The sequence below is a fragment of the Parasediminibacterium schistidii genome (assembly GCF_046546515.1).
GTDB lineage: Bacteria > Bacteroidota > Bacteroidia > Chitinophagales > Chitinophagaceae > Parasediminibacterium.
On record NZ_JBKHKJ010000026.1, the window covers coordinates 49,924 to 76,674 of the forward strand.

The window sequence follows — 26,751 nt, forward strand, 5'->3', positions numbered from 1 at the left end:
TTTTCACTAGACAAATGATAATGGCCAACACCACAAATGTGCAATCATCCAGTTCGTACAGAATTGCAGCCAAGGTGAAAGACTATTTTCAGTTGATAAAGTTCACGTTGAGCTTTACAGTTGTTTTTTCTTGTGTTATTTGTTATTTGTTTGCCCCTAATTTGGTTACTTACAATTGGTCTTTAGTAGTATTGTTGTTCATTGCTGGCATGTTGGTTACAGGTAGTGCAAACGCTATTAACCAAGCTGTGGAAAAAGACACAGACGCCAAAATGAAAAGGACTGGCACTAGGCCAGTAGCTAGTGGCAGGATGAGCCAGCAAGAGGCTTATATTTTTGCTGCTTTGTCAGGAATATTTGGTGTTGCAATGATGTGGTACTATTTTAATATGTCTGCTGCATTGCTTTCTGCCTTTAGCCTTTTTTTATATGCGTTTATTTACACGCCTTTAAAAAAAATAAACTCTATTGCCGTATTGGTAGGTGCATTTCCTGGTGCTTTACCTTGTTTGATTGGTTGGGTAGCTGGCAATGATGATTTTGGGGCAGGCGGATGGATACTTTTTGGCATACAATTCCTTTGGCAGTTTCCGCATTTCTGGGCAATTGCATGGGTAGCCCATCAAGATTACAGCAAAGTTGGCTTTAAGTTGTTGCCAAGCGATAAGGGGCCTACAAAGTTTACAGCCATACAGTGCATTATGTATAGTGTATTGATGATACCAATGGGTATTTTGCCCAATTATTATCATTTGGCTGGCAATGTTAGCCTTTGGATTTTGCTTGCTTGCAACCTGTTTATTGTTTTTCAAAGCGTGCGTTTATATAATGAGATGAGTGTTAAAGCGGCAAGAAGGGTGATGTTTAGTAGTTATATTTATTTGCCTATTGTGTTCTTGAGTTTATTGGCAGATAAAGCACATTAAATTCTGGGTTTATAAATTTAGTAAAGATGATGGCAGCAACAAATAATAAGGAACCACAACGGATACACCCGCATAAGTTTACCCTTTGGGTAGCTATGGGTAGTATTATTATGATGTTTGCGGGCTTAACGAGCGCTTATATCGTAAAAAGAAGCCAAAGCAACTGGTTAGAGTTTTCTTTGCCTTTTGTTTTTTGGTATAGTACTGCTACCATTATCATTAGCAGCATTACCGTTCAGCTAAGCTTGAAAGCATTTATTGCAAGGGAAATGAAGCAGTATAGGACATTAATTGGTATTACTGCTTTTTTAGGGGTACTATTTATCTCGTTACAACTTGTTGGTTTTTATAATCTAGAATCAAGGGGAATACCTTTATTTGGAGTTAAAAGCAATTCGGCTACTTCATTCTTAGGCATCATTACGGGGTTGCATATTGTACACGTTTTGGCTGGTGTCATTGCTATTTTGGTGCTTTTTATTAAAGCATATTTCAGTAAAATCAAAAATTACAGTAGCGTGCCATTAGAAATAATAAGTACTTACTGGCATTTTGTGGATATTTTATGGATTTACCTTTTTATATTTTTCAATTGGCCTAGATAATCTATAAAAAAAATCTTTTAATTCGTATTTATTCAGTACTAGCTAATATTTTTGTAGCGATAATTTTATTTACAACTTATGAGTACAATAACAACTACAGCGGTACCCACTAAATTGTGGGGTGGTGGAAAAAGCCCTTTTAATGTTGAGTATGGCAAACTAATGATGTGGTATTTCTTGATGAGCGATGCCTTTACATTTGGAGCATTCCTTATCTCTTATGGTACCATTCGGTTTTCGTCTAATGGATGGCCAGACCCTAATGAAGTATTCAGGAGTTTTCCATTTGCGCCAGAAGGGGTACATGCGCCGTTGGTATTTGTAAGTGTAATGACTTTTATCTTGATTGTTAGTTCTGTAACAATGGTGTTAGCTGTTCATGCAGGGCATAGCATGGATAAAAAAGGTGTGGTTAAAAACCTTATCCTTACTATTATTGGTGGCATTGCCTTCCTTAGTTGCCAAGCATGGGAGTGGGGGCATCTGCATAGCGAAGGTGCTTGGTGGGGTGCAAACCCTTTCCTAAATGCCGATGGCACTCAGTCTTCCACTAATTTCACAAATTATTTCTTTACTATTACTGGTTTTCATGGTTTCCACGTTTTAAGCGGCGTAATTATAAATATTACCATGCTGGTAATGACGCTTATGGACAAATTTGAAGACCGTGGCCATTACCTGATGATTGAAAAAGCTGGTTTGTACTGGCACTTTGTTGACTTGGTTTGGGTATTTGTATTCACTTGTTTTTATCTTATCTAATTCATTATTAACGATTTAAGTATAATAAATTTATTATGGAATATACAGCAGAAGTACATCATGACGACGGTTCGGCCGTAAAAGAAATTTGGAAAGTAACTGGTTATTTAACCATTTTAACCCTTATTGAGCTCGGTTTAGGCTTTTGGATGATGAGCGTTCATCCAGAAACACAGCCGGGTTTACGATTGGCAATTAAGGGTACTATTGTTATTTTGATGATGGTAAAGGCATTTTACATAGTTGGTTATTTCATGCACTTGAAGCATGAGCTAAAGAACTTGATAATGACCATTTGTGTGCCGCTGTTGTTATTTGTATGGTTTATTACAGCTTTCTTATATGAAGGAAATTCATACAAGAACCTGAGGAACAATTATGACCCTTATAAAAAAGCGCAAGCACATACGCCTGCCAACGTTGAAAAGAAAGAGGAAGGTGAAGGCTTAAAGAAAGTAGTGGAATAATAAAGCTTTTTAAACAATATGTATAGTATATCGTTAAATGAATATTTTAGAACCATCGCTTAATGGCGATGGTTTTTTAATTCCCTCTGCTTCATGCACACTAAAATATTATTTGGATGAATAAGAAAGCTTTTCTTTCGTTGTGCATTGCCATTTTAATACCCGTTCTGTGTTATATGGTTTTAAAAACAGCAAGTGAAAGCGCAGTGAATATGCCACGCCATTTTTTGCTCGACTCTGTAGTAGAAAGCGTGAAGGATGGGAAAAGGATTAATGATACAGTTTGGCACAAAACGGCAAATATTACCCTTATAAACCAGCTAGGTGATACTGTTAGCCTCTACGACAAACCAGGCAAAATTACCGTTATCGACTTCTTCTTTACCCGATGTGGCAGTATTTGCCCAAGGCTTACACGAAACATGGCAAAACTGCAACGTTCTTTTATTAATGGGGGCGATATCAGGCAAAAAATTGATACTTCTGTAGTACAATTTGTTTCTTTTTCAATTGATGCAGACAGGGACAGCGTTCCTGTATTGAAAGATTATGCAGACAGATTTGGCGTTAACCATGATAATTGGTGGATGCTTACCGGCAATCAAAAAAAGATTTCAAAATTTGCTTTCGAAGAACTTAAAGTTGACCAGTTTAGTGGTACTCCAATAGATTCTGATTTTGTCCATACCAATCGCTTTGTAGTGCTAGATAAGGATTATATTGTACGAGGCTATTATAACGGGTTAGATTCGTTAGCCGTAGGCCAACTTGCTAGAGATATTGGGCTGCTAATGTTGGAAAAAGACAAACATGCTAAAAGTGCTGTGTTTGCAGAAATAATAAGCCTAAAATGGATGTGGGCAATAGTAATAACAGCAGTGGTGTTTTTTGTTGTTTACATGCTAAAAAGGCAAAAAATAAACGGGTGATAGATTTAAAGTATAAAAAATTTCAATCTAAATATGAAATCTATAAGTATGTTAGACGCAACAATCAAAAAAAATGATAGCCAGGCAAAATTGTTAATCAGTATTTTTTCTGTGGTAGTATTTGCAGCAGTAGTGCTGCTTGGCAAATTTAAACTGTCTGTTCACCTTGGTTTTAACGTTCATTTTTTTGCCACGCTAAATGCTTTTATCAATACTTGTACTGCATTTTTGCTAATAGCGGCTCTAGGAGTTGTAAAATTGGGCAAGAATTACCTATTGCACAAAAGATTAATGATTACAGCCTTAGTATTGTCTATTGTTTTTTTAGTCTCCTATATTGCCCACCATTTGTTAGCAGCAGAGGCAAAGTTTGGCGATGCCAACCACGATGGCATTGTAAGTGCCGATGAAAAGCAAATGCTAGGCAATATCAGGTATATATATTATGCCATTTTAAGTACCCATATATTCTTAGCTACTATTATCCTACCATTTATATTGTTTACTGCATACAGAGGTTTGACCGCCGAGTTCCCAGCTCATAGAAAACTCGCAAGGATTACATGGCCATTATGGCTATATGTTGCTCTTACTGGCCCAGTAGTTTATTTTATGATAAGCCCATACTACGCATAGTTTATTGTTACCTCAATATTTTGTTAATAGCCACAAAGGCAGAAAGGCTCAAAGCAGCACTAAGAAAGAAAAAAGATTAAATTCTTTTCTTTAAAGCTTCGTGCCACTTTGAGTCTTTGTGCCTTTGTGGTAAATGAATAATCAGCTACCGCAGCAGCAAATCTTTAAAAGCCGTTGAGTCGCCATTAAACACATTGCAATCTACCGGGGTGGTAATACCATTTACATGCCCAGCCTCATTGTGCTGCCAAAAAAGCCAGTCCCTACCTATGCGTGGTTTTTCTGGTTCTTCGTAGTGGGCTATCCATAGCGGGTAGTTATTGAACGAGTTACCAAGGTAATGCTCGTAAAAATCTACATAACTATATACAATGGGCTTTACTCTGTAAAACTGCTCCAGCATTGACAAGCATTCTTTCAGCCTTTGCTGCATTAGCGCAGGTGGCACGCCGTATAGTTCTTCTATGTCCACCACGGGGGGCAAATCACCTTTGCTAAGCGGTACATTTTTTATATAATTAGCAGCTTGGCTCGCACCGCTTTTTGTAGAAAGGAAAAAATGGTATGCCCCGCAAACCATACCTGCTTTCTTAGCGTTTTTATAATTTTTTGCAAAGTTTTTGTCAATATCATTTAGCCCCTCGGTGGCTTTTATAAATACAAAACCCATGCTTATGTTGTTGATGCGCATTGTATTTACCAAAGGCCAAGCAATGGTATTTTGATGGCTGCTTACATCAATTCCATGGATGCTGTAGTTCGTTGGTATGGCTATGCCAAAAGCACTATAAATGGCTTCTTCTGCCCTTTCTTCTGCTTTTTGGGCCTTCCATACAGTTATTACATAAGTAATAAATAAGCCAGTTATCAACATCAATACAGTAACCAGCCCATATATCCAGGTTTTCCTATATGTTGATGCCGCCGCAGGTTTCCTTGGGTTGCGTGTAACAGGGGGTTTGCTTTTAGCCATTTTGAAATGATAATGTACAAATGTGGCATATTAAATACAAAAAGCATGGAAGGGTGTATAAATTATGTTACTACTCATGTATAATTTTGGTTAATGTACAACAGAGAAAAGTTTTTCGCTTTGTGGCGATATTCTCCAATCTTTAAAAACCTTATCTTTGTGCCAGAAATGCACTTGCTAAAAAAACAGGTTAAATGTATTTTACAAGCTATCAACTAGTACTTGCATCAAAATTCTTTTTTTATTAATATTAAGATAGTTTTAGCTTAAAAAATTAGCCTTGCATTGATGGCCGTAAAATACGCAAAAAGTACGCACAAAATGAGCATGAAATACGCAAAAAGTATGCACGGATCACTCAAAAAATAAGCACAAAATAGGCACAAAATAGGCACAAAATACGCATAAAATTTTGCCGTTATTGTTGATAATCAATGACTTAAAGGCTTGGGAACAATTTTTCAAAAAATCGCGAATAGGAAAAAAGACCGAAAATTGGCAAAACTGAAACTATTTTAATAAAAAACCCGGAAAAAGTAATAATATAGAAATTGTATAAGTGTGCTCGTTTTGCATCCCATCTTCTTGCCCGTGGGGTGTTTGTTCTGGCTTTTTGGGATAAGTGGCGGGCAGGGTGGCACTAGGGTGTTTTTTCACTAAAAAGCGAAAAACTTTTATGCACCTTTTTCATCTTATTTGCCATTTTGAAATCTACTTTGTGTCCTTAAAGTGAAACGTTTACCTTAAAAAGGGTTGCCTTTGTGCTTCTTTGCGCAAAATCTTTGTGTCCTTTGCGGTTAATTAACCTTTTAGAATGAACCCGATTGGGGAAAGTTATGTTGCAAACGTTACTTATTTATTTTCGATAAAAGAAAGTATGGCTTGTTATTGGCTGCAATTAGCCCAAGGCAGCTTAATTTTACGTTTATGGTTTATTTTAATTTGCAGGATAGCATCAACCTTATTAAAAAATTGACTTTCCGCCGCTTGTGGAACGCCACTAAAGTGATGGCAAGCTTCCAATATAGCAAGCTGCTGAAAAAGCCAGTACAGTGGGGATACCCTATCTCCATCTCTTTCGAGCCTACCACCAGTTGCAACCTGCGTTGCCCCGAGTGCCCAAGCGGCCTCAGGGAGTTTACACGCCCTACAGGCATGTTGAAAAAAGATTTTTTCAGGGAAACGATAGACGATATTTATAAAGAATTATTGTACCTTATTTTCTACTTCCAAGGTGAGCCATTCCTTAACCCCGATTTTTTGGAGATGGTGAAATATGCCAGCGACAAAGGCATTTACACAGCTACCAGCACCAATGCCCATTACCTAACCGATGAAAAAGCAAGGAAAACAGTGGAAAGTGGGCTAAACAGGTTGATTATTTCTGTTGATGGCACCACACAAGATGTATATCAGCAATACAGGGTAGGTGGCAATTTAGACAAGGTATTGCAAGGTGCAAGGAATGTGGTAAAATGGAAAAAAGAACTCAACAGCAAAACACCTTTTATCTTTTTTCAGTTTTTAGTAGTAAAACCCAATGAACACCAGATAGAAGAAATAAAAAAACTAGGTGCCGAAATAGGGGTGGATCAAGTGCGTTTTAAAACAGCTCAGGTATATGATTTTGAAAACGACCCCAACCAGTTAATACCAACCATTGAAAAATACAGCCGTTACAAGAAAGGGAAAGACGGTAAACTGAAATCAAAAAGCGGCTTGCAAAACCATTGCTGGAAGCTATGGCACGCCAATGTTATTACATGGGATGGCTTGGTAGTGCCTTGCTGTTTCGACAAAGATGCCACGCACCAGCTTGGCAACCTGAAAACACAAAGTTTCAAGGAAACTTGGAACAATAGCAATTACAAACAATTCCGCAGCGAGCTAATGACCAGCCGCAAAAACATTGATATATGTGCCAATTGCAGCGAAGGGCTTACGGTATGGGAAGACTAAATTTATAGATAATTAATTCTTACCACATAGGCATATAGGACACATAGAAAGAAAAAGACAAAAGAGAGAAAACATAGTGCTTATATTGAATTTTGGGGTACAGCATCTTATAGGAAATATAGTAAAAAACTAAGTGTTCTCTCTTTTTTCAACATAAATCTATGTTTACTATGTGCCTATGTGGTGAACCCCCAAAAACACATACCTTTAAACCTAAAAACGCCGCCTACTAAGGAATAGGTGGACTATACTTGCCATGAATATCGAAAAAGAAATACAGCAAATTGCTTTTCGCAACGAATATCAAAAAGCCACTGTGAACCTAATTTTTACAGCTAGTTGGCTGCAAGAAAAAATAAGGCTGCTGCTGGAGCCTGCCGATATTACTATTCAGCAATACAATATACTGCGTATTTTAAAAGGCAGCAAAACGGCCCTAAGCACCCTGCAGATAAGGGAGCGGATGATTGATAAAATGAGCGACACCAGCCGGTTGGTAATAAGGCTTATTAAAAAAGGATTGGTAGAAAAAGCAAAAAGTAAATTGGATAAAAGATTGGTGGATGTAGTGATTAGCGCAAAAGGCTTGGAAGTGCTGGCTTCTTTGGATGAACAACAAATGAACCTAGACAATGTGGTAGCAGGCATATCTACCCAAGAAGCTATTATATTGAATATTTTGCTAGATAAAATGAGGGGGTAGTTTAGGGTATAAGCTAAATTATTAAAATTAAATTGTAGGGGTTTATTTGAGTGCAAAAAAAAATTTCGCTGAGTTGCCTTTTTTTGATTTGTCCTGAAACATACTCTTATTTATAAAAACCTTACCTTTGAGGTATAAATGTACCTGATACAAAGCAAGTTTCAAGGCGGCAGTATCGTAGTTCTTTTTTTGCTAATATTAAAATAGTAGTTATTAAAAATTAGGGTATTATAATTCCTTATCAATAAATAATCACTTTACTATCATAAAATGATTGGTTTATTATCAGTTTTCTATCAATAAATTATCAGTAAATGATAGTAAAATTATCATAAATTATACTTTTTTATCTACTAAAAATCCGACAATGTTATTGATAATCAATGGTTTACAAAGAAGGTGAGAATTTAAAAAAAATTCGGAAACGGCAAAAAAACCCAAAATTGGCAAAACTGAAACTATTTTAATAAAAACCTTGGCAAAAAATAATATTTTAAAAAATATACAACTGTCCTCTTTTTGCCCCTCCTTTCTTCAAATTCCCTTCAGAATTAGGTTTTATGTTTGCATCGATTCAACAATATTGGAACGATGAAAAAAATGATTTTCTTTTGGTTACTGGTTAGTTGCATTGGGGTGGCAAAAGCCCAATACACATTAAAGGCAACCCTTAAAAACAAAACCACGGGGGAAGTATTAACAGGTGCTACCATTGCCGAAGGCAAAAAAACATTGCCTTCTAGCAAAGACAACAGCAGCATTAGCATCAACAAACTAAAACCCGGCAACCACAAGCTAAGTTTTTCTTATATAGGCTACCAGGCTTTCGATACCACCATCACCATCCCACAAACAGAAGCACTTGCCATTTACCTTTTGCCCGAGGAAAAAGCATTGGAGGAAGTAACCGTGGTTTCTTCTACCCGTACCAACCAACGGATAGAAAATTCACCTTTGAAGGTAGAAGTGCTGGGCAAGGAAGAAATGGACGAGGAAAATACCATAAAGCCCGCCAACATTGCAAGCATATTGGGCGATGTAAGCGGGGTGCAAATACAGCAATCGTCTGCTGTATCAGGCAATTCTAATGTGCGCATACAAGGGCTTGATGGCCGCTACACCCAGCTTGTAAGAGATGGGATGCCACTTTTCGATGGGTTTAGCGGCGGCTTTGGCATTATGCAGATACCCCCGTTAGACTTAAAACAAATAGAACTCATCAAAGGATCTGCTTCTACGCTCTATGGTGGTGGGGCAATAGGCGGGTTGGTAAACCTTATTTCCAAGCGGCCTTCTTATGAGCAAGATGGTATTGTAACCCTTAACCATTCTACCCTTACAGAAAGCAATTTTAATACTTATTTAGCAAAACGGAACAAAATCGTAGGTTATAATGTATTTGCTGGCATCACCCACCAGGATGCTGTAGATGTAAATAAAGATGGCTTTTCAGATGTGCCTAAGCTAGATGCGGTAGTGGTGCACCCCCGTTTTTTTTATTACCCAAGTTCCAATACCACTATTGCCCTAGGCTATACAGGCACTTTTGAAACCCGCAGGGGCGGCGACATGCAGTTGATAAAAGGCACAGCCGATGCTGTCCACCAATATTTTGAAGAAAACAAAACCAACCGCCATACAGGTGATTTTGTTGTGGAACAAAACCTAGGCGGCGGCAAAAAATTGGAATTTAAAAACAGTATCAGTTCCTTCACCCGAAATATACTTACCAATACGCATTTCTTCAAGGGCAACCAGTTTAACTATTTTAGCGAATTGTCCTTATTCATCCCCAAGGAAAAGTATAGCTGGGTAATGGGCGTAAATGCAGTTGGTGATAAGTTTACCATCAAACCATCTGACCCTGTGTTGCTAAACAATTTTGATAACAACACCATTGGAGCTTTTGCCCAGTTTACAGGCAAGTTGTTTAAAGAAACCACTTTGGAAGCAGGCCTGCGTGCCGACCACCATACGCAATATGGCGATTTTGTGTTGCCAAGGCTGGCATTGTTCCACCGCTTCAACGAGCATTGGGCTACCCGGCTCGGCATTGGCCTAGGTTATAAAACACCCAATGCCCTGACCGTGCAAAACAAAGACTATAATATTGAAAATATACTGCCACTGCCAGCAAACATTGCAGCCGAAAAATCGTTTGGTTATAATGCAGAAGTGAACTATAAAAAAAAATTCGATGGCCACAGCTCTATCTTTATTAACCAAGCATTCTTTTTAACCCAGATAAACAATCCTGTTGTGGCTACAGAACTAGCCAATGGCAATGTTGTTTTCAACAATGCAGGCAGCAATGTAACAAGCAAAGGGTTTGACACCTATGTAAAATTAAGCCTAGAAGATTGGGAATTGTATGCGGGTTATACCTTCACTATTGCCGAAAGGAACTATTTGCCTGTGAATAAATTTGTAACCATAACCCCTAAAAACCGCTTTGCCTTTGTAGCCATGTACGAAATAGAAAACAACTGGCGTTTTGGCTTGGAAGGTTCCTACACGGGCCCTCAGCACAGGGAAGAAGATTATACCAAAACGCCTGCTTATATGTTCATGGCATTGCTGATAGAAAAGAAATTTGGCCAGCGTATAACCCTTGTGGCCAATTGCGAGAACCTGCTGGATTACCGCCAAAGCAAGGAAGAAGCCTTATATACAGGCCCGGTAAGCAACCCTGTTTTCAAATCGCTTTGGGCACCCATAGATGGCAGGGTGGTAAACCTATCTTTAAGGATAAAATTGTTTTCAATTAAGCCAAATAAATAGTTGTTACTCACCACATTCGATATGTTTTTTTCTTCATGCTACTTTGAGCCTTAGAGCCTTTGTGGCGAAAAATAATCACAAAACAAAATAGATATATGAAACGCATATTATTTGCTACACTAGTGTTGGCAAGCACACAATTACAAGCACAAAAACTGAAAGACGACAAAGTACCTGCTATCGTAAAAACTACTTTCGCTAAAAATTACAGCCAAGCTGCTACACCAAAATGGGAATTGGAACATGGCAATTATGAAGTTTCGTTTGTTCAAGACGGCAAAAAAATGAGTTTGTTAATTGATGCCACAGGCAAATTATTGGAAACAGAAGTTGCCATTAAAGAGGGTGAATTTCCTAAGGAGGCCTTAGCGTATATGGCCGGACACTACAAGAAAGCCAAAATATCGGAAACAGCCCGTATTACAAAAGCGGGTGGAGAAGTTATATACGAGGCTGGGCTAAAAGGAAAAGACGTGCTGTTTGACAAGGCTGGGAATTTTATTAAGGAGGCAAAGGATTAAAATCTATCTTACTACTCACCAAATAGGCTATTTTTTTTGCCACAAAGGCAAAAAATACTAAGAACCACAAAAAAAGAAGTTTAAAGGTATTGGATAACATAAAACAGGTGCTTTTTTCTTCTTCTTGCTTTCCTTCGTGCCACTTTGAGCCTTTGTGGCGAAAAATACCTGAGTAGCAGATTACTTTACTATTGCATCCCATATTTCCTTAATTTGCCACCCTGATAAATAAAAATCATGGCAAAAATATTAGTTACAGGTGGTTGCGGTTATATAGGCTCGCACACGATAGTTGATTTAATAGAAAATGGGTTTGAAGTAGTATCGGTCGATAACAATTCCCGTTCTTCTATCGGCTCGATAGGTGGGATAGAGAAAATAACAGGTGTAAAAGTAAAAAACTATACCCTTGATTTAAAAGATTACGATGCCACCCGAAGCATCTTCCTCGAAAACACAGACATTACTGGGATTATCCATTTTGCAGCTTACAAAGCAGTGGGCGAATCGGTAGAAAAGCCCTTGTTTTACTACGAAAATAATATGTTTTCACTCATCAACCTACTGAAATGCGTGGAGGAATTTAAAGTCCCTTATTTTGTTTTTTCTTCTTCCTGCACGGTATATGGCAATCCCGACAGCATACCTGTAAACGAAAAAACACCTACCAAGAAAGCAGAAAGCCCTTACGGGGCTACCAAGCAAATGGGCGAGGTGGTGATTGAAGATTTCTTTAAAAATGCAAATGGTGCTTCTATACTGCTACGTTATTTCAACCCGGTAGGCGCGCACCCTACTACGTTTATTGGCGAATTGCCCATTGGAAGGCCAATGAACCTAGTGCCAGCCATTACCCAGACAGCCATTGGCAAATTGCCTAAAATGATGGTGTATGGCTCAGATTACCCTACAAGGGATGGCAGTTGCCTGCGTGACTATATCCATGTATGCGATATTGCCCATGCGCATACGCTTGCATTGCAATATTTGATTGACCAAAAAAATGTGTCAAAGTGCGATGTTTTTAACTTAGGTTCTGGCAATGGCATTACCGTGCTGGAAGCCATCAAAACCTTTGAGGCAGTTAGTGGCGTGAAGCTAAACTATGAAATTGGCCCTCGCCGCAGCGGCGACGTAGTTGCTATTTATGCCGACAATAAACTGGCTGTTGAAGGGCTGGGTTGGGAATTAAAATACACACTTGAGGACATGATGCGTACTGCTTGGGAATGGGAATTAGTCGTAAGTAATAAGTCATAAGTCTTTACTTACGACTAATTGGCTGCCTTTTCCAATTTACTTTTCATAAAGTCTAAGTAATGGGGTTTTAGTTCCTTGTATATGGCTATTGCCTTGGCATCCCCATCGGCTGCCAAGGCTTTTATGTGTTGGTAATACATGGAAGACATGCGTTCCAGTTTTTCTTCCAGTATTTCCAAGTTCAGCGTCAGCCCAATGGCCACTTGTTTTATGAGTGCATACCCTTCTTGGAAGGCTTGTTTTTCTGCTTCGTCAGGGTTTTCTTTGGTACCTATTTGCAGCAAGTGAGTAGCGTATCCGTTCACTACATTTTTCATTTCTTCAAAGTCTGCTTGCTTATACCAATCACCAATGGCATTCAGCTTGGCTGCCATTGCTTCTTCCTCCCATTTCAATTTTTCATCGTCATAGTTCATCTTTACTTGTTTTATGATTTTAAATTAACTAATAGGCAAGCAGCAAACGTTCTTAGCGGAACAAATGCAAAAGTAAAGTTAAATAAAAAAGGTAGTAAGCAACTATTGCTTACTACCTTTTTTCAAGAAAATATTTTTTTTGATCTAATAATTAGGATTGCTTCCATTGCCGCCACTATTGCCATTACCAATTATCCTGCCTTTAAGAATTTTTGTATTCTTGTCCATATTGTCGATGGCACTTTGTTTTACTACCAATTTTGCTTCGTTTGGCGAGTTGGTACTGCATGTAGGGCAACTAACAGTGTATTTATTGTTGTCATAGTTTACTTCGCAGGTGCCATCTTTGTTCCATTTGTCGGGGTTAAAGATATAGTTGACAGGTGAATACTGCTTCGAGTTCAAGAATTTAAGTGTGTTGGTGCCATTGTCGGCATTTACCCTAAGCCCATCGCCTTCTATTGATTCCAGCACTACTGGCGTGTTTTGAGGGATAACAATTTCATTCACATATTTGCCATTGCTAAACTTAATCACACCATTTTTTACAGCCACTTGATCATTGTCAATCCCTCGGCTAAGCACCAATTGCTGGTCAATATAATACTGCACTGCTTTTAAATCAATATTGCGGCTGCTGAGCTTATCGAACAACTCACGCGTGAATGGCACATAAGGATCTTTGGAAACAGGGGGATCCATTCTTTGTACCGAAACGGGAGGCGCTTGATAAACCGGTTTTTTAGGTACACAAGCTTCAAATAAGCTAATTGCAATTAGAATACTTAATAATGTAATAAACCTATTCATGCAAATTCTATTTTATTTTTCGCTAAAGTAGTTCAATATTGTCAAAATAACTAAATACCCCTATATTAAGGGATATACTGATGCTTGTCTCACCTCAATTGGGCTTGATTTGTACAACCCACTATCCTGCACTATATAAGAACGTTTAAAATTGGGTTTTAGTATTTTAACAGTTACTTTTTTTTATATTTTCATTCAAAATGCGTTAAAATCGTGCCAATAACACTTTTTTAACTTCAAATAGGCATTTTAAATTATGTAATTATGCAGGTCATGCCATCTACTATTATTATTAAGAAAGTATTTTACTAAAATAAGCTGCATGAATTTTTTTTTGACAGCTTCGCAATCATTCAAACCGTCGAAATTCTTTAGTCATCAGAAAATAAATAACAACGTATATGAAAAAATTATTTTTTTGTTTTTTAATGTTTATCAGCCTTGCGGCTACTGCCCAAGCCGATAAGCCTACGGTTGCTGCCCGCTTGCAATCGGTAACCGTTTACCGTTCAGGCGCCGAAATGATGCACACTGCTACCGCCACGCTGAAACAAGGAACCAATGAATTGGTGATAGGCCAGCTTAGCAATGCCATAGACATCAATAGCATACAGATAAAAATGCCAGATGGCGTTACTTTATTAAGCAATGAGTTTAGCAACAACTACCTGAAAAGCTCGGTAAAAAGCCCACGGGTAATTTTGCTAGAAGACTCCATAGAAGCCATTCGGCGCATCATTTCAAAAACAGATTTGTCTATAACCAACGATACCGAATTATTAGGTGTTTTAAAATTAAACCGGGAAATAAAAGGGACACAAACAGGCATGAGCGTGGCAGAACTTATAAAACTAATGGACTACTACAAAACAAAAGCCAGCGAGCTGCAAACAGAGGTTGCCCAGCTGCAAGAAAAAAAGAACAAAATGCAGGAGCTTATAAATAAGCTGAATGCCCAGCTTCAGGAAGAGCAGCAAAAAAATGTAGCCACGAGTGGGGTGCTCACCTTGCAACTATTAGTGGGCGAAACGGGCAAATACAATTTTGGCATCAGCTATATAGCACAGAATGCGCATTGGAGCCCCATTTACGACTTGCGGGTGGATGATATAAAAAGCCCCCTGAAACTGGTTTACAAAGCGGTTATAGACCAAGAAACAGGCATAGACTGGAAGCAGGTAAAACTGGCACTATCCACTGCCACGCCAGGCCAATCGGGGCAGGCACCAGTTTTAAATGCTTGGTTTTTAAACTATACCAATCCTGTTGCCTATATGGAAAGAAGGATGATGGTCAACTCTGTTGCCAGCTATAAATCAAGTTCAGAAACAGCCTTAAGGGCAGATAACGATGCGCCTGCAATGGCAATGCAAAAACCACTGGAAGAATATGTTGCTGTATCAGACAATACCCTTAATGTAACTTTTGACATTGATGTGCCGTACGATATACTCACCACGGGCAAGGCACAAACCGCAGTGTTGAAAACCTACCAAGTAGCCGCCACCTACAAGCACTATGCAGTGCCTAAACTAGATAGAGATGCCTATATATTGGCCGAGATAGCCGACTGGGAAAAACTGAACCTATTGCCAGGCGAAGCCAATGTGATACTGGAAGGCACATACACTGGCAAAACCTTTATTGACCCCAATGCCACGCAAGACACCCTGAACCTTACTCTTGGCAAAGACAAAAGGGTAGTGATAAAAAGGGACAAACTGGTAGATTATAGCAGCGTGAAATTTCTTGGCAGCAATAAATTACAACGGTTTATCTACGAAATCACCATCAAAAACAATAAGAAAGAAGGTATTAACCTGCAATTAAAAGACCAGTTTCCGCTAAGTACCAACAAGGAAATAGAAGTAGAATTGGTAGAAGTAAGCGGCGGATCGGTAAACAATGACATTGGTGTCCTAAACTGGCAACTGGCCATCCCTTCGGGCGAAAGCAAAAAAGTAAAGTTTACCTACACGGTTAAATACCCCAAGGATAAAACATTGAATTTGAATTAGGGGTATTTTAGGGTTGCCCACCTTTTGAAAGTTGGCAAACCTGGGTGTATTTCAAATCATCGCTTTTATTGTTTTGTATTTATAAAAAGCTTCAATAAGTGATTGTAAAAGACCTACCCCCTAACCCCCTCCGAGGAGGTAATATGCGTACACATCTTTTAATAAAAGATTTAACCATAATGCATAATTCCCCCTATATGGGGGTATAATTCCCCGTATATGGGGGCATATTTCTCCCATATAGGATTGTATTTTTCAATATCCCGTAAATTATCCCCAATTTTACACTATATGGCTCCCTTTGTCATAGTCGGCCCCATAACGAACCGGATGTCCTAGCATACGTCCTTAGCCTCGTGGCAATATTTTTAACATCAAAATAAAAAAGTTGTAATATGTACATTTCCCACTCAAAAAAACACTCACTTTTCACTCACAAATCACTCACTTTTCACTCACAAAACACTCACAAATCACTCATTTTTCACTCATAAAACACTCATAAAACACTCACAAATCACTCACTTATAAAAAACATAAAATACTGTATTTCAATGAGTTACGTTCAAATAAGGTCTAAAGTTTAAAATCAGGGGCAAAATGCCCTCCCAAAAAAAGGGTGGCAATACCTCCAAAAAAGGGTATAAAAAAGATGTGTTCGCCTAGTATCGCCTCTCAGGGTTACAGTAGATATAGCTATTTTAGGATAAACAAATAGTGAAGTTTTGAAATGCAGCCGCAACCCTTGCCATTAGGCGGGCTTGTTGTACTATTGCCAAGAAGCCACAAAAAAGCGCAGCAACATTAAGAAAAAGAAGAAAGATTAAATGAGCATCATTTACCACGATAGCACTTACCTGAAAAACAATCCTACTTGGCATGAGGAAGATGCCCCTTTTAAAGGAGGCAAAATTGAAGAATTACTTAAAAAGCATCCTATCCATTTCAATACCGTATGCGAGGTAGGCTGTGGAAGTGGGGAAATATTGCTACAGCTTGCCCAGAAATACCCTACCGCTACCCAGTTTTTTGGTTTTGATATTTCAAGCGATGCCATTGCTATTGCCAGCAGAAAAGCAACAAACAAGATACAGTTTGAACAAAAAGACATAACACTGGCTGGCGACACCTCTTTTTTCGACTTGCTGCTGGTAATAGACGTGATAGAACACTTGGATGATTATTTTAGTTTTTTAACTAGCATTGCCCCTAAAAGCAAATACACTATTTTCCACATCCCACTCGATATGTGCGTATGGTCTTTGTTCAGGGAGGAAATGCTGATAGAATCTAAAAAAAGGGTGGGGCATATCCATAATTTTACCGAAGGGTTTATAGAAAGTATCCTGATGGACAAAGGGTTTAAAATAATAGATAAACTATATACGGAGCCTACTTTTACCACTGTTTCCACCAAGCAAAAAATAGCTAACCTTGCAAGGAAGCTGTTGTTCAGCCTGCATAAAAAGTTCTGCACAAAAACCATTGGTGGCTATTCCATATTATTATTGACAGAAAACAATGCCTTTGTATAAATTCGCCAGCAAGCTATTCTACCACAAGGTACACAAGGAATAAGAAACACAAGGCACACAAGGGATGGTATATAAAAGATACTAGGAATTTGGACAATTCATAAGTTGTATATCAGCGTTTCTGAGTAGCCATGCGCCATTTAGACATAACATGCCACTCCTAAGTATCCCGAATTTTACTTAGTGCCCTTTGTGTAAATCCTTTGTGTGCCTTGTGGTTAAATTTAGTCTACCCGTATTTTAATTATTTAAGCGAAGCGCTGATTAATATGTTTATTGATATTGCATACTTTATTTTGTTGCTGTTTGCCCTATACAAGGGTTTCAACAGGGGGTTTATTGTTGCTATATTTTCTTACGCAGGAATGCTAATCGGATTGGCTGCGGCCATAAAGCTATCTGCCGTTGTGGCAATATGGCTGAAAACTGGCACGCATATCAATGCTGCTTGGCTGCCGTTCCTTTCTTTTATTTTGGTAATGGTGGGTGTAATTGCACTTGTGCGGCTTGCGGCGGGGCTTTTGCAGAAGACGGTGGAGTTGATGTTGATGGGCTGGCTGAACAAGGCAGGCGGCATATTGTTGTATTTCTCATTATATACCACTATATTTAGTGTGGTTTTGTTTTATGCCGTGCAGTTAAATGTGTTTACAGATAGCATTTTACACGCTTCAAAATGTTATGCTTTTGTGCAGCCTTGGGCACCGGTAGCTATTAATGGGATAGCAAAAGTTTTCCCAGTTTTCAGGGATATGTTCACGGCGTTGGAAGGGTATTTTGAAGCCGCTTCAAAAAAAATATAGCCAAAAGCAAGTATCCTATTTGTTAAAAAAAAGTTTACAAGGCACTGCTAAGTATTTAGCAGCATTCAATTGCTCTATTTTGCGTTTATTTGTACCTATTGCAGATAAACACAAAATGTTTATTTAAGAAAATAGTACATGGATTATACGGTTAAACAACAAGACAAATATAAATTCATAGAAGAAGGCGAGGGCGAGCCATTGCTATTGCTGCACGGTCTGTTTGGTGCCTTGAGTAATTTCAGGGATTTAATTGAATTTTTCAAGAAAAAGTACAGGGTAATAGTTCCTTTGTTGCCTTTGCTTGAACTGGATATTTTCCATACTACAGTAAGTGGGCTAGAAAAACACGTAAACGGCTTTATTGATTTAAGGGGTTACAACAATATCCATTTGCTAGGCAACTCCCTAGGTGGGCATATTGCCTTGACACATATTTTAAGACACCCAGAAAAAATTAAAACATTAACCCTTACGGGAAGTTCTGGCTTGTTTGAAAACGGGATGGGAGACAGCTACCCCAAGCGAGGCGATTACGAATACATTAAAAAGAAAGCACAGCTTACTTTTTACGACCCCAACTTAGCAGATCAAGCGTTAGTAGACGAGGTTTTTGAAATTACCAACAACCGCCTTAAAGTGATTAAGATTATTGCCTTGGCCAAAAGTGCCATCCGCAGCAACCTCAATGAGGAACTGAACCAGATAAAGCAGCCCACTTTGCTGATATGGGGCAATAACGATACCATAACCCCCCCCTTTGTAGGGCGGGAGTTCAACAAGTTGATACCCAATAGCGAATTATATTTTATAGACAAATGCGGCCATGCGCCCATGATGGAAGTACCGAGTGAGTTTAATGAAATATTGTATAATTTCCTAGTAAAGTTCAAGGTTTAAGAATAGTTGTTGAGAATGGGAATTTTTTATGCCCCAATAACACAGAGGATAAGTAAATGCGTATCTGAATAGTAGGGATACTATTTAGTAAAAGGATTATATTAGGTTATAAATTAATTATTTAATCGCATAACATTATGTTAGTTGCAGCATTGATACAAACAGATTACCCCAGCCTTCAGTTGCAGGACAAGGTATCTTTTGCTTTGCAATTGATGGATGATTATGAAATAACGCAACTACCTGTAGTTGTGAAAGAAAATTTCACAGGCATCATTGCAAAAGACGATTTGCTAGATGCCGATGAAGATGCTACACTTGCCAGCTTGCAACACCAATTTATAGATACCAGTGTAAAAAAAGAAGCATTTTTCTTAACGGCGTTGAAAGCCATGGTAGAAAACAGCAGTTCGCTTGTGGCAGTGGTAAACGAAACAAAAGAATACCAAGGCATTATTACCTCGCAGGTTTTGCTGGAGCAATTGTCAAAGTACTTGGGCAATGATGAACCAGGTGCAGTTATTGTGCTGGAAGTAGAAAGGCGCAACTATTCTTTTGGCGAAATTAGCCGGCTAGTAGAAACCAACGATGCCTATATTACCCAACTGAATACTTATACAGAAGCAGATACTGGGTTGGTAATAGTGTCTGTAAAAATAAACAAGCTGGAAATAAGCGATATTATTGCTACCTTCCAACGGTACGATTATGTAGTGAGGTATTATTTTGGTGAAGAACTATATGCCAATGAGCTAAAGGAAAATTACAATCACCTGATGGCATACCTAAATTTATAGTTAGGAATTATGAGTTATGAATTATAAGTCTTTAATTCTTAATTCCTAATTCCTAATTCTTAATTCCTAATTAAAAAGATGTGCTATTGGTTACGAATATGTCTGTTGTTGATGGTATGCAATGCTACAATAGGCATGGCACAAACACACATTACCGATATATTGCCGCCATTTGCCCCCATAGCCGACTCTTCTTTGCCAAAAACTGATGGCGTATTGATTGCCGACATTATAATAAAAGGCAACAAACGCACAAAACCATACATCATCCTTCGGGAAATGACCCTTAAAAAAGGAGACCTTATTTCCGCATCGGCATTATCAAAGCAGATAGAAATTAGCCGGAACCAAGTATTCAACACAGCTTTATTCATTGACGTTGCTATTACAGTAACCAGTAAACTGGGCGATATTATCACTTTGAAAATAGACGTGAAAGAGCGTTGGTATTTTTTTCCTGTGCCTTATTTTAAATTGGCTGACCGCAATTTTAACCAATGGTGGCAAAATGAAAACCATAGCCTAGACAGGGTGAACTTTGGGCTTAAATTCACGCAATACAACCTTAGTGGCAACAACGACGGTCTGGACGTTTGGCTTATTACCGGTTATAGTAGGCAATTGAAATTGCGGTACAATCTTCCTTTTTTTGAAAAAACCCTAAAACATGGGCTTAATGTAGGATATGGCTACACTACCCAAAAAGAAGTAAACGACTCTACTAGTTTCGACAAGCAGATATTCCTAAAATCGGCACGGTTTATACGCACGTTCAACCGGCTAGATGTTTCGTATGCCTATAGGCCCGATCAGCATTGGGCCCATTTTGTTACCGTTGCCCTTACAAACGAATGGCTGGCCGACTCGGTAGTAAAAGCAGCTCCTAATTATTTCCCCCAAAGAAGGGGCGACATACAATATTTAGACTTTAGTTACAGCTTCCGCTACCAAAACCTTGACTATTTTGCTTACCCTACAAAAGGATATACCTACGAGGGGTATATTTATAAAAGAGGGCTTGACGAAGTAACAAACTTGTGGCAAGTGGGGTTAAGTGGCTTGTATGCGCACCCAGTTTGGAAAAAAGCCTTTGTAAAATTTTCTGCGGCCGCTACTTTTAAAAGGCCCAACACCAACTATTTCTTCAACAAGCGCTTGTTTGGCTATAACGATTTTGCGCTTAGGGGGTTGGAGTATTATGTTGTTGATGGCGACAAGGGCGTGCTTGCCAGGGCTACTTTGCTCCAGGAAGTATTGAAATATAAGTTTAATACGCACTTGCACAGCAAAACCTATGACAAGATTCCTTTTCGGTATTATTTAAAAATATATGCCGATGCTGGCTATGCGCACAATACATTCGCTGGCAACAGTATATTGGCCAATAAATTGATGTACACCTACGGCATTGGGCTGGATGTGGTATCTATATACGATTTTGTATTCCGGTTCGAGCTTAGTTTTAACCAATTGGGAACGCAAGGGCTATATTTACACACGAAGTAGTGAGTTGTTTTAAGTTTTGTGTTTTAAGTTTTGTGTTTTAAGTTTTGTGTTCATAACGCCATAACTTAAAACCTAAAACACAAAACTTAAAACAACCTCTACGTTTTTGGACCAAAAATTTTAATCCATGAGAGTTGCTTTATATAGCAGGGGTTTAGATCACGAGCAAGAAGCCCCTTTATTGATTTTATTGGAAGAACTGGCCAAGCACAAAGTGGATGTTTTGGTATTCAGGTCGCTGCTTAGCCAATACAATTTGCCAAGTGCTTTACTAGAAAACGTGGTGCCGTTCGATGGCTACGAAGACCTAGATAGCGGTATTGATTGTTTTATCACGCTCGGAGGCGATGGTACCATCCTAGATGCTACTACCATTGTAAGGGAAAAAAGGATACCGTTGCTGGGAATTAATTTTGGGAGGCTAGGCTTTTTGGCAAACATTAGCAAAGATGAACTGGCGGTTGCAGTGGATGCCATTGTAAACCGGACTTTTATACCCGATAAACGCTCCCTTATCCATTTAGATGCAAGTGTGCCTTTGTTTGGCGACAGCCCTTTTGCCTTGAACGAATTTGCCATACACAAGCGAGACACGGCGCCAATGATTAAGATACATACTTATTTGAACGGCGAATTTTTAAATACCTTTTGGGCAGATGGCTTAATTGTTTCTACGCCCACAGGCTCCACTGGTTATAGTATGAGCTGTACTGGGCCTATAGTTTTCCCCGATTCTAGGAACTTTGTCATCACCCCTGTTGCGCCCCACAACCTGAATGTACGAAGCATTGTAGTTGCAGATACCAGCATTATTTCATTTGAGATAGAAAGCAGGGTAGACCAGTTTATTTGCGCCTTGGATGCACGGCGCGAAATAGTGGACAAGAACATACAACTGGCAGTGAGAAAAGAAACTTTCGATGCCAATTTAATAAAGCTTAGCGAAAACACTTTCCTTTCTACTTTAAGGGAGAAACTTACTTGGGGAATGGATAAAAGGAATTAGTTATTTCTGTATAATTACCCTCGTACCAATAGGTATCATTTTAAACAACTCGTCCATATACTCGTTCTTGGTGCTGATGCAGCCTTGTGTCCAGTTTTGGAACTGGTCTATTGCAAAGTCTTCATGTGGCCAAGTGCCATGGATGCCTATTGCGCCTCCAAGCTTGCCATTCGCAGGTATTATGCCCTTTGCTTTGCGCTCGTTAAATTTTTGGATGTCTTCCTCCCTTGGGTAATCCAAACCCAAATAAGAGTCCCATTTGGGATGCGGCTTCTTTACCACTATGTGAAAAGTGCCTTCGGGCGTGCGGCGATCCCCCTCGGTTAATTTATCCCCTTGATCGTTATTCCCAAAAACGCATGGGTAAGTTACCTGCCAGTTATTGTCGGCATCGTAAACCATTAAGTTATAGTCGCTTTTGTCTATTACAATATAGTACCCATCTTTTTTAGCTGGCCTTTTAAAAGATGTACATACTACCAGTACCAGCACCAGTAATAAGCATGAAAAACGTTGAAACATACTATATATCAATTTTTTAAATGAAACTTTAAAATAAGGAGGGGAGGTACTTAAGGCAGTGTGTAGCTGGCATTTGCTGTCGGATACTTCTATATTTTGCAAATACCAAAAACACTGCAAAGCAATAAGTTTCCCTTCAATAGCACACTAATCAATAACCATGCACTATCTATGCGAAGTTACTCATTTTTCTAAAAAAATATATACAGTTGGTTAAAGTTTACGGCATATTTTCCACAAACGGCAAATTAACATACATCCTTATATTTGCCGTCTTATGGGCAAACCTGTTTTAAATACCGTGCTTTCTCCACGGTTGCTGAATTTGTACGATTGTGCCGATACAATTGTTGTTGTTATTGATGTTTTTAGGGCTACTTCTACTATTGCCACCGCCTTGTACAATGGTGCTGCACGCATTATCCCAGTGGATACAGTGGAAAAATGTATTGCCATAGGCGCCCAAACAAAAGGCATCACGGCGGGCGAGCGTGATGGTAAGATAATAGAAGGCTTGCAATACGGCAATTCCCCGGCAGAATACCCGCCAGAATTTATTAAAGGCAAGACATTGGTACTCACCACTACCAATGGTACAAAATTGTTGCACATGGCTTTGCAAGCAGGGGCATCAAAAGTTGTTACAGGCTCGTTCCCAAATCTTTCTGCTGTTTGCAACTTCCTTATAGCCGAGAAGAAAAATGTTTTGTTGGGTTGTTCTGGCTGGAAAGACAAGTTTAACTTAGAAGATACCCTGTTTGCAGGGGCGGTGATAAATAAAGTAAAAGAACATTTTGAAATACATTGCGACAGCAGCTTGATGGCCGAGGAAATGTATATGCAGCACCAGCACGATATGCTTTCTTATATACGCAAACTAACCCACTGGCACCGCTTACAAAAATTTGGATTAGAGAAAGATTTGGAGTATTGCATATCCATAGATGTTGCCAACGTGCTGCCATTTTACAAAAATGGGGATTTGGTGGTAACCCCATAACCCCTAAAACGGGCAGAAAACCTTCTCACCCTATACCTACCCCTCCTTACCTATTTGCCTTGCTTCTTATGATAAAATACAAAATACATCCCTAGGAACAGGAACATCAACAATATGCCCGTAATAGCGGCGGCTGGCTTGTCAATAACTACTGCCGTGGCTATAAACAAATATGCAATTACAAAAACAACGCATAACACTGGGGTTATATGCTTTGCAATACCAGTAACATTTTCATTACCTTGTTTCCATTTTCTTAGTATAAGCAATGTGGCAGCCGATGTGCAAAAACCTATGCAGTCTAAAAAAATACTAAAACTAAGTACGTCGTCAACGCCCTTGCCAAAAAAGGCAACCACAATTGCCGTAAGGGCAAACGCCGTCAAGCCCGGTATCATTACATCTGTTTTCGGGTTCTTGTAAGCAAATATCTTCGGAAACACATTGTCTTTGCTCATGGCGTACATTACACGGGGGTTGCTTAGCAGCGACACATTCACATAAGCCAATACGCTTAAAAACATACATGCATCAAACACTTTGCCGCCCGCTTTTCCAAACCATGTCTCGCAAAGCAATGCACCTATGGCAGTGGCATTCTTCATTTTATCGAAGCCAATCACTTTTACATAAGCATAGCTAATAGCAAGGTACAAAAACAGCACAATGAGTATGCCCGTAACAATGCCCTTTTGCAAGGTAGCAGATGATGTTTCTCCGCCAAAATTGATGGTTTGCTGGTAGCCCCCATAGGTAAAAAAAACAGACACAAGGCTTACCATCAATAACAGGCCTGTGTTGTGGCCATTGTAAACATATATCTTGCCACTCGTATTATACCCATGCGGCTCTACAGTTAGCCCTGTAAAGCAAGCCGAGATAAGCAGCACAATCAACCCTATTTTGGCCACCATCAACAGGTTTTGTGTGCGGCTGCTGGTATGTAGCCCCAATAAGTTTACCGCATAAAACAATGCAATGGGCACAATAGCTACCAATATAGTAAACGCCTCGCTTTGCGGCCTGCCAAACAAAAGGTCGCTTACATAATCAGATCCTATCAAAGCCACAACCGATATGGAAGCGGCATTGCTAATTAATATAAGCACATTTACCGTGAACCCAATAGATGGATGGTAGCATTGGGCAAAAATTTTGTAATAGCCGCCTATTGCTGGTAGCCGCAAGCCTATTTCGGCATAAGTCAATGCCCCAAACAAGGCAATAATGCCCCCAATTACCCATGCTGCAAAAAAAATAGCAGGCGTGCCAGCTTTAGCGGCAATGGTAGCAGGCGTTTTAAAAATGCCCATGCCTATTACTAGGCTTATCACAATCATGGTAAGGCTAAAGCGGTTCAGTTGTTGTTTACTCATGGACAATAAAAATGGTGAATAGGCTGAAAGTAAGCAAAAAGTAGTTCAAGATACGGGGATACATAAAAGTTTATCATACAACTGGCCTTTTCGATTTGGCAACTTTCCAAAAGTTGCCAAATCTATCAGATTAATTAACGCCTAAGTTGTTTCTTTGCCACTATGTACATCTTCATAGGCATTACTTATTTTTTGTTTTTATTATATGCTGCCGTTATGCTCATGTACAGGCATTGGTTTATAAAACTTAGCCCCTTTGAACCAAAAGCAATTCACATCCCCAATACTTCTTTTAGTATTATTATCCCTGCCAGGAACGAAGCCGATAATATTGGGTTATTGCTACAATCGATTATTAACCAAAATTACCCTGCAAATCTTTGGGAAGTAATTGTAATAGATGATTTTTCTACCGATGCAACGGCACAGATTGTTGGCGAGATGGGCAATACATTCCCCAATATCCATTTGATAGAATTGGCTAAGCAACCCCAAGTAGGCAAACTAAATGCCTACAAGAAGAAAGCAATAGAAACGGGCATTGGCATTGCAAAAAATAACTGGATAATGACCACCGATGCTGACTGTGTGGTTGGCAAGGAATGGTTAAGTACTTACGATGCTTATATACAAGAGAACAACCCAGTGTTTGTAGGTGGGCCAGTTGCGTTTACCAATGATGGTTCGGTGCTGCAAACGTTCCAGTGTATCGATTTTATGGCTTTGCAAGGAATTACGGCAGCAGCAGCATCCACAGGCACGCACTCCATGAGCAACGGTGCCAACCTAGCCTACAAAAAAGAAACATTTATTGCCGTGGATGGGTTTAAAGGCATAGACGACATAGCTAGCGGCGATGATATGCTGCTGATGAACAAGATAAAACAAGCATTTCCTAAAAAAATGGGCTATGTGTTTAGTGCAAAAGCTATTGTATATACCGCACCTATGCAAACCCTCAATAGCTTTTTGAACCAACGGATAAGGTGGGCCAGCAAAACAAATAAATACAAAGAAGCAAGCGTGATAGTAGTATTATGGATGGTGCTGCTATTAAACATCAGCTTGGTGCTAATGCCCTTCTTATCTGTTTTTTTTCCCCCTATGCTTGGCTTTTGGCTACTGCTCATGATATTGAAAACATGGGTTGAAGCAAGTTTTGCTGTGCATATCGCAGCCTTTTTTTCTATCCCTTTGCATTGGAAAGATAGCTTGCTGCAGGTGCCGCACATACTTTACACCAGCCTTGCCGGCTGCTTTGGTATATTGGGCAAATACCAATGGAAGGATAGGAAGGTGCAATAGAATAACATTTCCTCTAGGTAGTAGGGATTAAGGCATTTAGGGGATTATTTGTAAAAAACGGTAACTAATATTATTCTTTTGCCAAAACTTTGCTGTCATCAGGCCACCAAGCGTAAAGAATTGTGCAAACCAGTGCAAAAAGAATGATGGGTAACAACAATAAATGCTTCATAAACGATAATTTTTATGATTTTAAGTATGTAGATGCCATTTTCTATGCCACGTTTAAAACACG

At 39.1% G+C, this 26,751-nt stretch carries 25 protein-coding genes; 20 read left to right on the forward strand and 5 right to left on the reverse strand.

Going from position 1 to position 26,751, the window contains the following annotated elements; translation table 11 throughout:
• Positions 1 to 14: 14 nt before the first annotated feature.
• The 6 genes from cyoE to ACHFIY_RS14635 all read left to right on the forward strand — a co-directional run bounded on the left by cyoE (position 15) and on the right by ACHFIY_RS14635 (position 4,325).
• Positions 15 to 926, forward strand: coding sequence for a heme o synthase (gene cyoE / locus ACHFIY_RS14610; protein WP_410846849.1), 912 nt, complete (start codon positions 15 to 17; stop codon positions 924 to 926).
• Between the two features lie 26 nt (positions 927 to 952).
• The gene (locus ACHFIY_RS14615; protein ID WP_410846850.1) at positions 953 to 1,531 is read left to right on the forward strand and encodes a cytochrome c oxidase subunit 3; all 579 of its coding nucleotides are present in this window, start codon (positions 953 to 955) and stop codon (positions 1,529 to 1,531) included.
• A gap of 78 nt (positions 1,532 to 1,609) precedes the next feature.
• A complete protein-coding gene (locus ACHFIY_RS14620; RefSeq protein ID WP_410846851.1) occupies positions 1,610 to 2,293 on the forward strand; it encodes a cytochrome c oxidase subunit 3 in 684 nt (227 codons plus the stop codon).
• 35 nt (positions 2,294 to 2,328) lie between these two features.
• Entirely contained in the window at positions 2,329 to 2,760 is a 432-nt protein-coding gene (locus ACHFIY_RS14625; protein WP_410846852.1) for a cytochrome C oxidase subunit IV family protein, read from the forward strand.
• A gap of 116 nt (positions 2,761 to 2,876) precedes the next feature.
• Complete coding sequence (locus ACHFIY_RS14630; RefSeq protein ID WP_410846853.1) at positions 2,877 to 3,689, forward strand: SCO family protein; 813 nt, start codon at positions 2,877 to 2,879, stop codon at positions 3,687 to 3,689.
• 33 nt (positions 3,690 to 3,722) lie between these two features.
• Positions 3,723 to 4,325 carry a DUF420 domain-containing protein gene (locus ACHFIY_RS14635; protein WP_410846854.1) on the forward strand — a complete coding sequence of 201 codons (603 nt, stop codon included), beginning with the start codon at positions 3,723 to 3,725 and terminating at the stop codon, positions 4,323 to 4,325.
• 145 nt (positions 4,326 to 4,470) lie between these two features.
• Here ACHFIY_RS14635 and ACHFIY_RS14640 read toward each other — a convergent pair whose 3' ends face one another.
• On the reverse strand, positions 4,471 to 5,298 hold the full coding sequence (locus tag ACHFIY_RS14640) for a glycoside hydrolase family 25 protein (RefSeq protein ID WP_410846855.1): 828 nt from the start codon (positions 5,296 to 5,298) through the stop codon (positions 4,471 to 4,473).
• 927 nt (positions 5,299 to 6,225) lie between these two features.
• Here ACHFIY_RS14640 and ACHFIY_RS14645 point away from each other — a divergent pair.
• The 5 genes from ACHFIY_RS14645 to galE all read left to right on the forward strand — a co-directional run bounded on the left by ACHFIY_RS14645 (position 6,226) and on the right by galE (position 12,522).
• The gene (locus tag ACHFIY_RS14645; protein ID WP_410846856.1) at positions 6,226 to 7,257 is read left to right on the forward strand and encodes a radical SAM/SPASM domain-containing protein; all 1,032 of its coding nucleotides are present in this window, start codon (positions 6,226 to 6,228) and stop codon (positions 7,255 to 7,257) included.
• A gap of 256 nt (positions 7,258 to 7,513) precedes the next feature.
• Positions 7,514 to 7,960 carry a MarR family winged helix-turn-helix transcriptional regulator gene (locus ACHFIY_RS14650; RefSeq protein WP_410846857.1) on the forward strand — a complete coding sequence of 149 codons (447 nt, stop codon included), beginning with the start codon at positions 7,514 to 7,516 and terminating at the stop codon, positions 7,958 to 7,960.
• Positions 7,961 to 8,551: 591 nt separating this feature from the next.
• Positions 8,552 to 10,741 carry a TonB-dependent receptor gene (locus ACHFIY_RS14655; protein WP_410846858.1) on the forward strand — a complete coding sequence of 730 codons (2,190 nt, stop codon included), beginning with the start codon at positions 8,552 to 8,554 and terminating at the stop codon, positions 10,739 to 10,741.
• A gap of 95 nt (positions 10,742 to 10,836) precedes the next feature.
• Positions 10,837 to 11,262: a PepSY-like domain-containing protein gene (locus tag ACHFIY_RS14660; protein ID WP_410846859.1), complete on the forward strand. Its 426-nt coding sequence runs from the start codon at positions 10,837 to 10,839 to the stop codon at positions 11,260 to 11,262.
• A gap of 237 nt (positions 11,263 to 11,499) precedes the next feature.
• Complete coding sequence (galE, locus tag ACHFIY_RS14665; RefSeq protein ID WP_410846860.1) at positions 11,500 to 12,522, forward strand: UDP-glucose 4-epimerase GalE; 1,023 nt, start codon at positions 11,500 to 11,502, stop codon at positions 12,520 to 12,522.
• A 14-nt stretch (positions 12,523 to 12,536) separates the two neighbouring features.
• Here the strand turns inward: galE and ACHFIY_RS14670 are convergent, their stop codons facing one another.
• Both ACHFIY_RS14670 and ACHFIY_RS14675 read right to left on the reverse strand, forming a co-directional pair.
• Positions 12,537 to 12,938 carry a hypothetical protein gene (locus ACHFIY_RS14670; RefSeq protein WP_410846861.1) on the reverse strand — a complete coding sequence of 134 codons (402 nt, stop codon included), beginning with the start codon at positions 12,936 to 12,938 and terminating at the stop codon, positions 12,537 to 12,539.
• 144 nt (positions 12,939 to 13,082) lie between these two features.
• Entirely contained in the window at positions 13,083 to 13,640 is a 558-nt protein-coding gene (locus ACHFIY_RS14675; protein ID WP_410846862.1) for a hypothetical protein, read from the reverse strand.
• Between the two features lie 509 nt (positions 13,641 to 14,149).
• Here ACHFIY_RS14675 and ACHFIY_RS14680 point away from each other — a divergent pair.
• The 7 genes from ACHFIY_RS14680 (at position 14,150) to ACHFIY_RS14710 (ending at position 22,313) form a co-directional block, all read left to right on the forward strand.
• Positions 14,150 to 15,766 carry a DUF4139 domain-containing protein gene (locus tag ACHFIY_RS14680; RefSeq protein WP_410846863.1) on the forward strand — a complete coding sequence of 539 codons (1,617 nt, stop codon included), beginning with the start codon at positions 14,150 to 14,152 and terminating at the stop codon, positions 15,764 to 15,766.
• A gap of 827 nt (positions 15,767 to 16,593) precedes the next feature.
• Positions 16,594 to 17,301: a class I SAM-dependent methyltransferase gene (locus ACHFIY_RS14685; RefSeq protein WP_410846864.1), complete on the forward strand. Its 708-nt coding sequence runs from the start codon at positions 16,594 to 16,596 to the stop codon at positions 17,299 to 17,301.
• Positions 17,302 to 17,570: 269 nt separating this feature from the next.
• A complete protein-coding gene (locus ACHFIY_RS14690; protein ID WP_410846865.1) occupies positions 17,571 to 18,104 on the forward strand; it encodes a CvpA family protein in 534 nt (177 codons plus the stop codon).
• A 138-nt stretch (positions 18,105 to 18,242) separates the two neighbouring features.
• On the forward strand, positions 18,243 to 19,004 hold the full coding sequence (locus ACHFIY_RS14695; protein WP_410846866.1) for an alpha/beta fold hydrolase: 762 nt from the start codon (positions 18,243 to 18,245) through the stop codon (positions 19,002 to 19,004).
• A gap of 137 nt (positions 19,005 to 19,141) precedes the next feature.
• Positions 19,142 to 19,801, forward strand: a complete 660-nt coding sequence (locus tag ACHFIY_RS14700; RefSeq protein ID WP_410846867.1) for a CBS domain-containing protein — start codon at positions 19,142 to 19,144, stop codon at positions 19,799 to 19,801.
• 135 nt (positions 19,802 to 19,936) lie between these two features.
• Complete coding sequence (locus tag ACHFIY_RS14705) at positions 19,937 to 21,307, forward strand: POTRA domain-containing protein (RefSeq protein WP_410846868.1); 1,371 nt, start codon at positions 19,937 to 19,939, stop codon at positions 21,305 to 21,307.
• A 127-nt stretch (positions 21,308 to 21,434) separates the two neighbouring features.
• Positions 21,435 to 22,313, forward strand: coding sequence for an NAD kinase (locus tag ACHFIY_RS14710; protein WP_410846869.1), 879 nt, complete (start codon positions 21,435 to 21,437; stop codon positions 22,311 to 22,313).
• Here the strand turns inward: ACHFIY_RS14710 and ACHFIY_RS14715 are convergent, their stop codons facing one another.
• On the reverse strand, positions 22,314 to 22,835 hold the full coding sequence (locus ACHFIY_RS14715) for a L,D-transpeptidase family protein (RefSeq protein ID WP_410846870.1): 522 nt from the start codon (positions 22,833 to 22,835) through the stop codon (positions 22,314 to 22,316).
• Between the two features lie 277 nt (positions 22,836 to 23,112).
• Between ACHFIY_RS14715 and ACHFIY_RS14720 the strand changes: the two genes are divergently transcribed.
• Positions 23,113 to 23,835, forward strand: coding sequence for a 2-phosphosulfolactate phosphatase (locus ACHFIY_RS14720; protein WP_410846871.1), 723 nt, complete (start codon positions 23,113 to 23,115; stop codon positions 23,833 to 23,835).
• 50 nt (positions 23,836 to 23,885) lie between these two features.
• Here the strand turns inward: ACHFIY_RS14720 and ACHFIY_RS14725 are convergent, their stop codons facing one another.
• On the reverse strand, positions 23,886 to 25,211 hold the full coding sequence (locus tag ACHFIY_RS14725) for an APC family permease (protein WP_410846872.1): 1,326 nt from the start codon (positions 25,209 to 25,211) through the stop codon (positions 23,886 to 23,888).
• Between the two features lie 162 nt (positions 25,212 to 25,373).
• Between ACHFIY_RS14725 and ACHFIY_RS14730 the strand changes: the two genes are divergently transcribed.
• The gene (locus ACHFIY_RS14730; RefSeq protein ID WP_410846873.1) at positions 25,374 to 26,516 is read left to right on the forward strand and encodes a glycosyltransferase; all 1,143 of its coding nucleotides are present in this window, start codon (positions 25,374 to 25,376) and stop codon (positions 26,514 to 26,516) included.
• Positions 26,517 to 26,751: the final 235 nt, after the last annotated feature.

Excerpts from the sequence above, each read along its gene's own strand:
- cyoE (WP_410846849.1), top strand. The coding sequence starts at position 15 with ATGATAATGGCCAACACCACAAATGTGCAATCATCCAGTTCGTACAGA.
- ACHFIY_RS14615 (WP_410846850.1), top strand. The coding sequence starts at position 953 with ATGATGGCAGCAACAAATAATAAGGAACCACAACGGATACACCCGCAT.
- ACHFIY_RS14620 (WP_410846851.1), top strand. The coding sequence starts at position 1,610 with ATGAGTACAATAACAACTACAGCGGTACCCACTAAATTGTGGGGTGGT.
- ACHFIY_RS14625 (WP_410846852.1), top strand. The coding sequence starts at position 2,329 with ATGGAATATACAGCAGAAGTACATCATGACGACGGTTCGGCCGTAAAA.
- ACHFIY_RS14630 (WP_410846853.1), top strand. The coding sequence starts at position 2,877 with ATGAATAAGAAAGCTTTTCTTTCGTTGTGCATTGCCATTTTAATACCC.
- ACHFIY_RS14635 (WP_410846854.1), top strand. The coding sequence starts at position 3,723 with ATGAAATCTATAAGTATGTTAGACGCAACAATCAAAAAAAATGATAGC.
- ACHFIY_RS14640 (WP_410846855.1), bottom strand. The coding sequence starts at position 5,298 with ATGGCTAAAAGCAAACCCCCTGTTACACGCAACCCAAGGAAACCTGCG.
- ACHFIY_RS14645 (WP_410846856.1), top strand. The coding sequence starts at position 6,226 with ATGGTTTATTTTAATTTGCAGGATAGCATCAACCTTATTAAAAAATTG.
- ACHFIY_RS14650 (WP_410846857.1), top strand. The coding sequence starts at position 7,514 with ATGAATATCGAAAAAGAAATACAGCAAATTGCTTTTCGCAACGAATAT.
- ACHFIY_RS14655 (WP_410846858.1), top strand. The coding sequence starts at position 8,552 with ATGAAAAAAATGATTTTCTTTTGGTTACTGGTTAGTTGCATTGGGGTG.
- ACHFIY_RS14660 (WP_410846859.1), top strand. The coding sequence starts at position 10,837 with ATGAAACGCATATTATTTGCTACACTAGTGTTGGCAAGCACACAATTA.
- galE (WP_410846860.1), top strand. The coding sequence starts at position 11,500 with ATGGCAAAAATATTAGTTACAGGTGGTTGCGGTTATATAGGCTCGCAC.
- ACHFIY_RS14670 (WP_410846861.1), bottom strand. The coding sequence starts at position 12,938 with ATGAACTATGACGATGAAAAATTGAAATGGGAGGAAGAAGCAATGGCA.
- ACHFIY_RS14675 (WP_410846862.1), bottom strand. The coding sequence starts at position 13,640 with ATGGATCCCCCTGTTTCCAAAGATCCTTATGTGCCATTCACGCGTGAG.
- ACHFIY_RS14680 (WP_410846863.1), top strand. The coding sequence starts at position 14,150 with ATGAAAAAATTATTTTTTTGTTTTTTAATGTTTATCAGCCTTGCGGCT.
- ACHFIY_RS14685 (WP_410846864.1), top strand. The coding sequence starts at position 16,594 with ATGAGCATCATTTACCACGATAGCACTTACCTGAAAAACAATCCTACT.
- ACHFIY_RS14690 (WP_410846865.1), top strand. The coding sequence starts at position 17,571 with ATGTTTATTGATATTGCATACTTTATTTTGTTGCTGTTTGCCCTATAC.
- ACHFIY_RS14695 (WP_410846866.1), top strand. The coding sequence starts at position 18,243 with ATGGATTATACGGTTAAACAACAAGACAAATATAAATTCATAGAAGAA.
- ACHFIY_RS14700 (WP_410846867.1), top strand. The coding sequence starts at position 19,142 with ATGTTAGTTGCAGCATTGATACAAACAGATTACCCCAGCCTTCAGTTG.
- ACHFIY_RS14705 (WP_410846868.1), top strand. The coding sequence starts at position 19,937 with ATGGCACAAACACACATTACCGATATATTGCCGCCATTTGCCCCCATA.
- ACHFIY_RS14710 (WP_410846869.1), top strand. The coding sequence starts at position 21,435 with ATGAGAGTTGCTTTATATAGCAGGGGTTTAGATCACGAGCAAGAAGCC.
- ACHFIY_RS14715 (WP_410846870.1), bottom strand. The coding sequence starts at position 22,835 with ATGTTTCAACGTTTTTCATGCTTATTACTGGTGCTGGTACTGGTAGTA.
- ACHFIY_RS14720 (WP_410846871.1), top strand. The coding sequence starts at position 23,113 with ATGGGCAAACCTGTTTTAAATACCGTGCTTTCTCCACGGTTGCTGAAT.
- ACHFIY_RS14725 (WP_410846872.1), bottom strand. The coding sequence starts at position 25,211 with ATGAGTAAACAACAACTGAACCGCTTTAGCCTTACCATGATTGTGATA.
- ACHFIY_RS14730 (WP_410846873.1), top strand. The coding sequence starts at position 25,374 with ATGTACATCTTCATAGGCATTACTTATTTTTTGTTTTTATTATATGCT.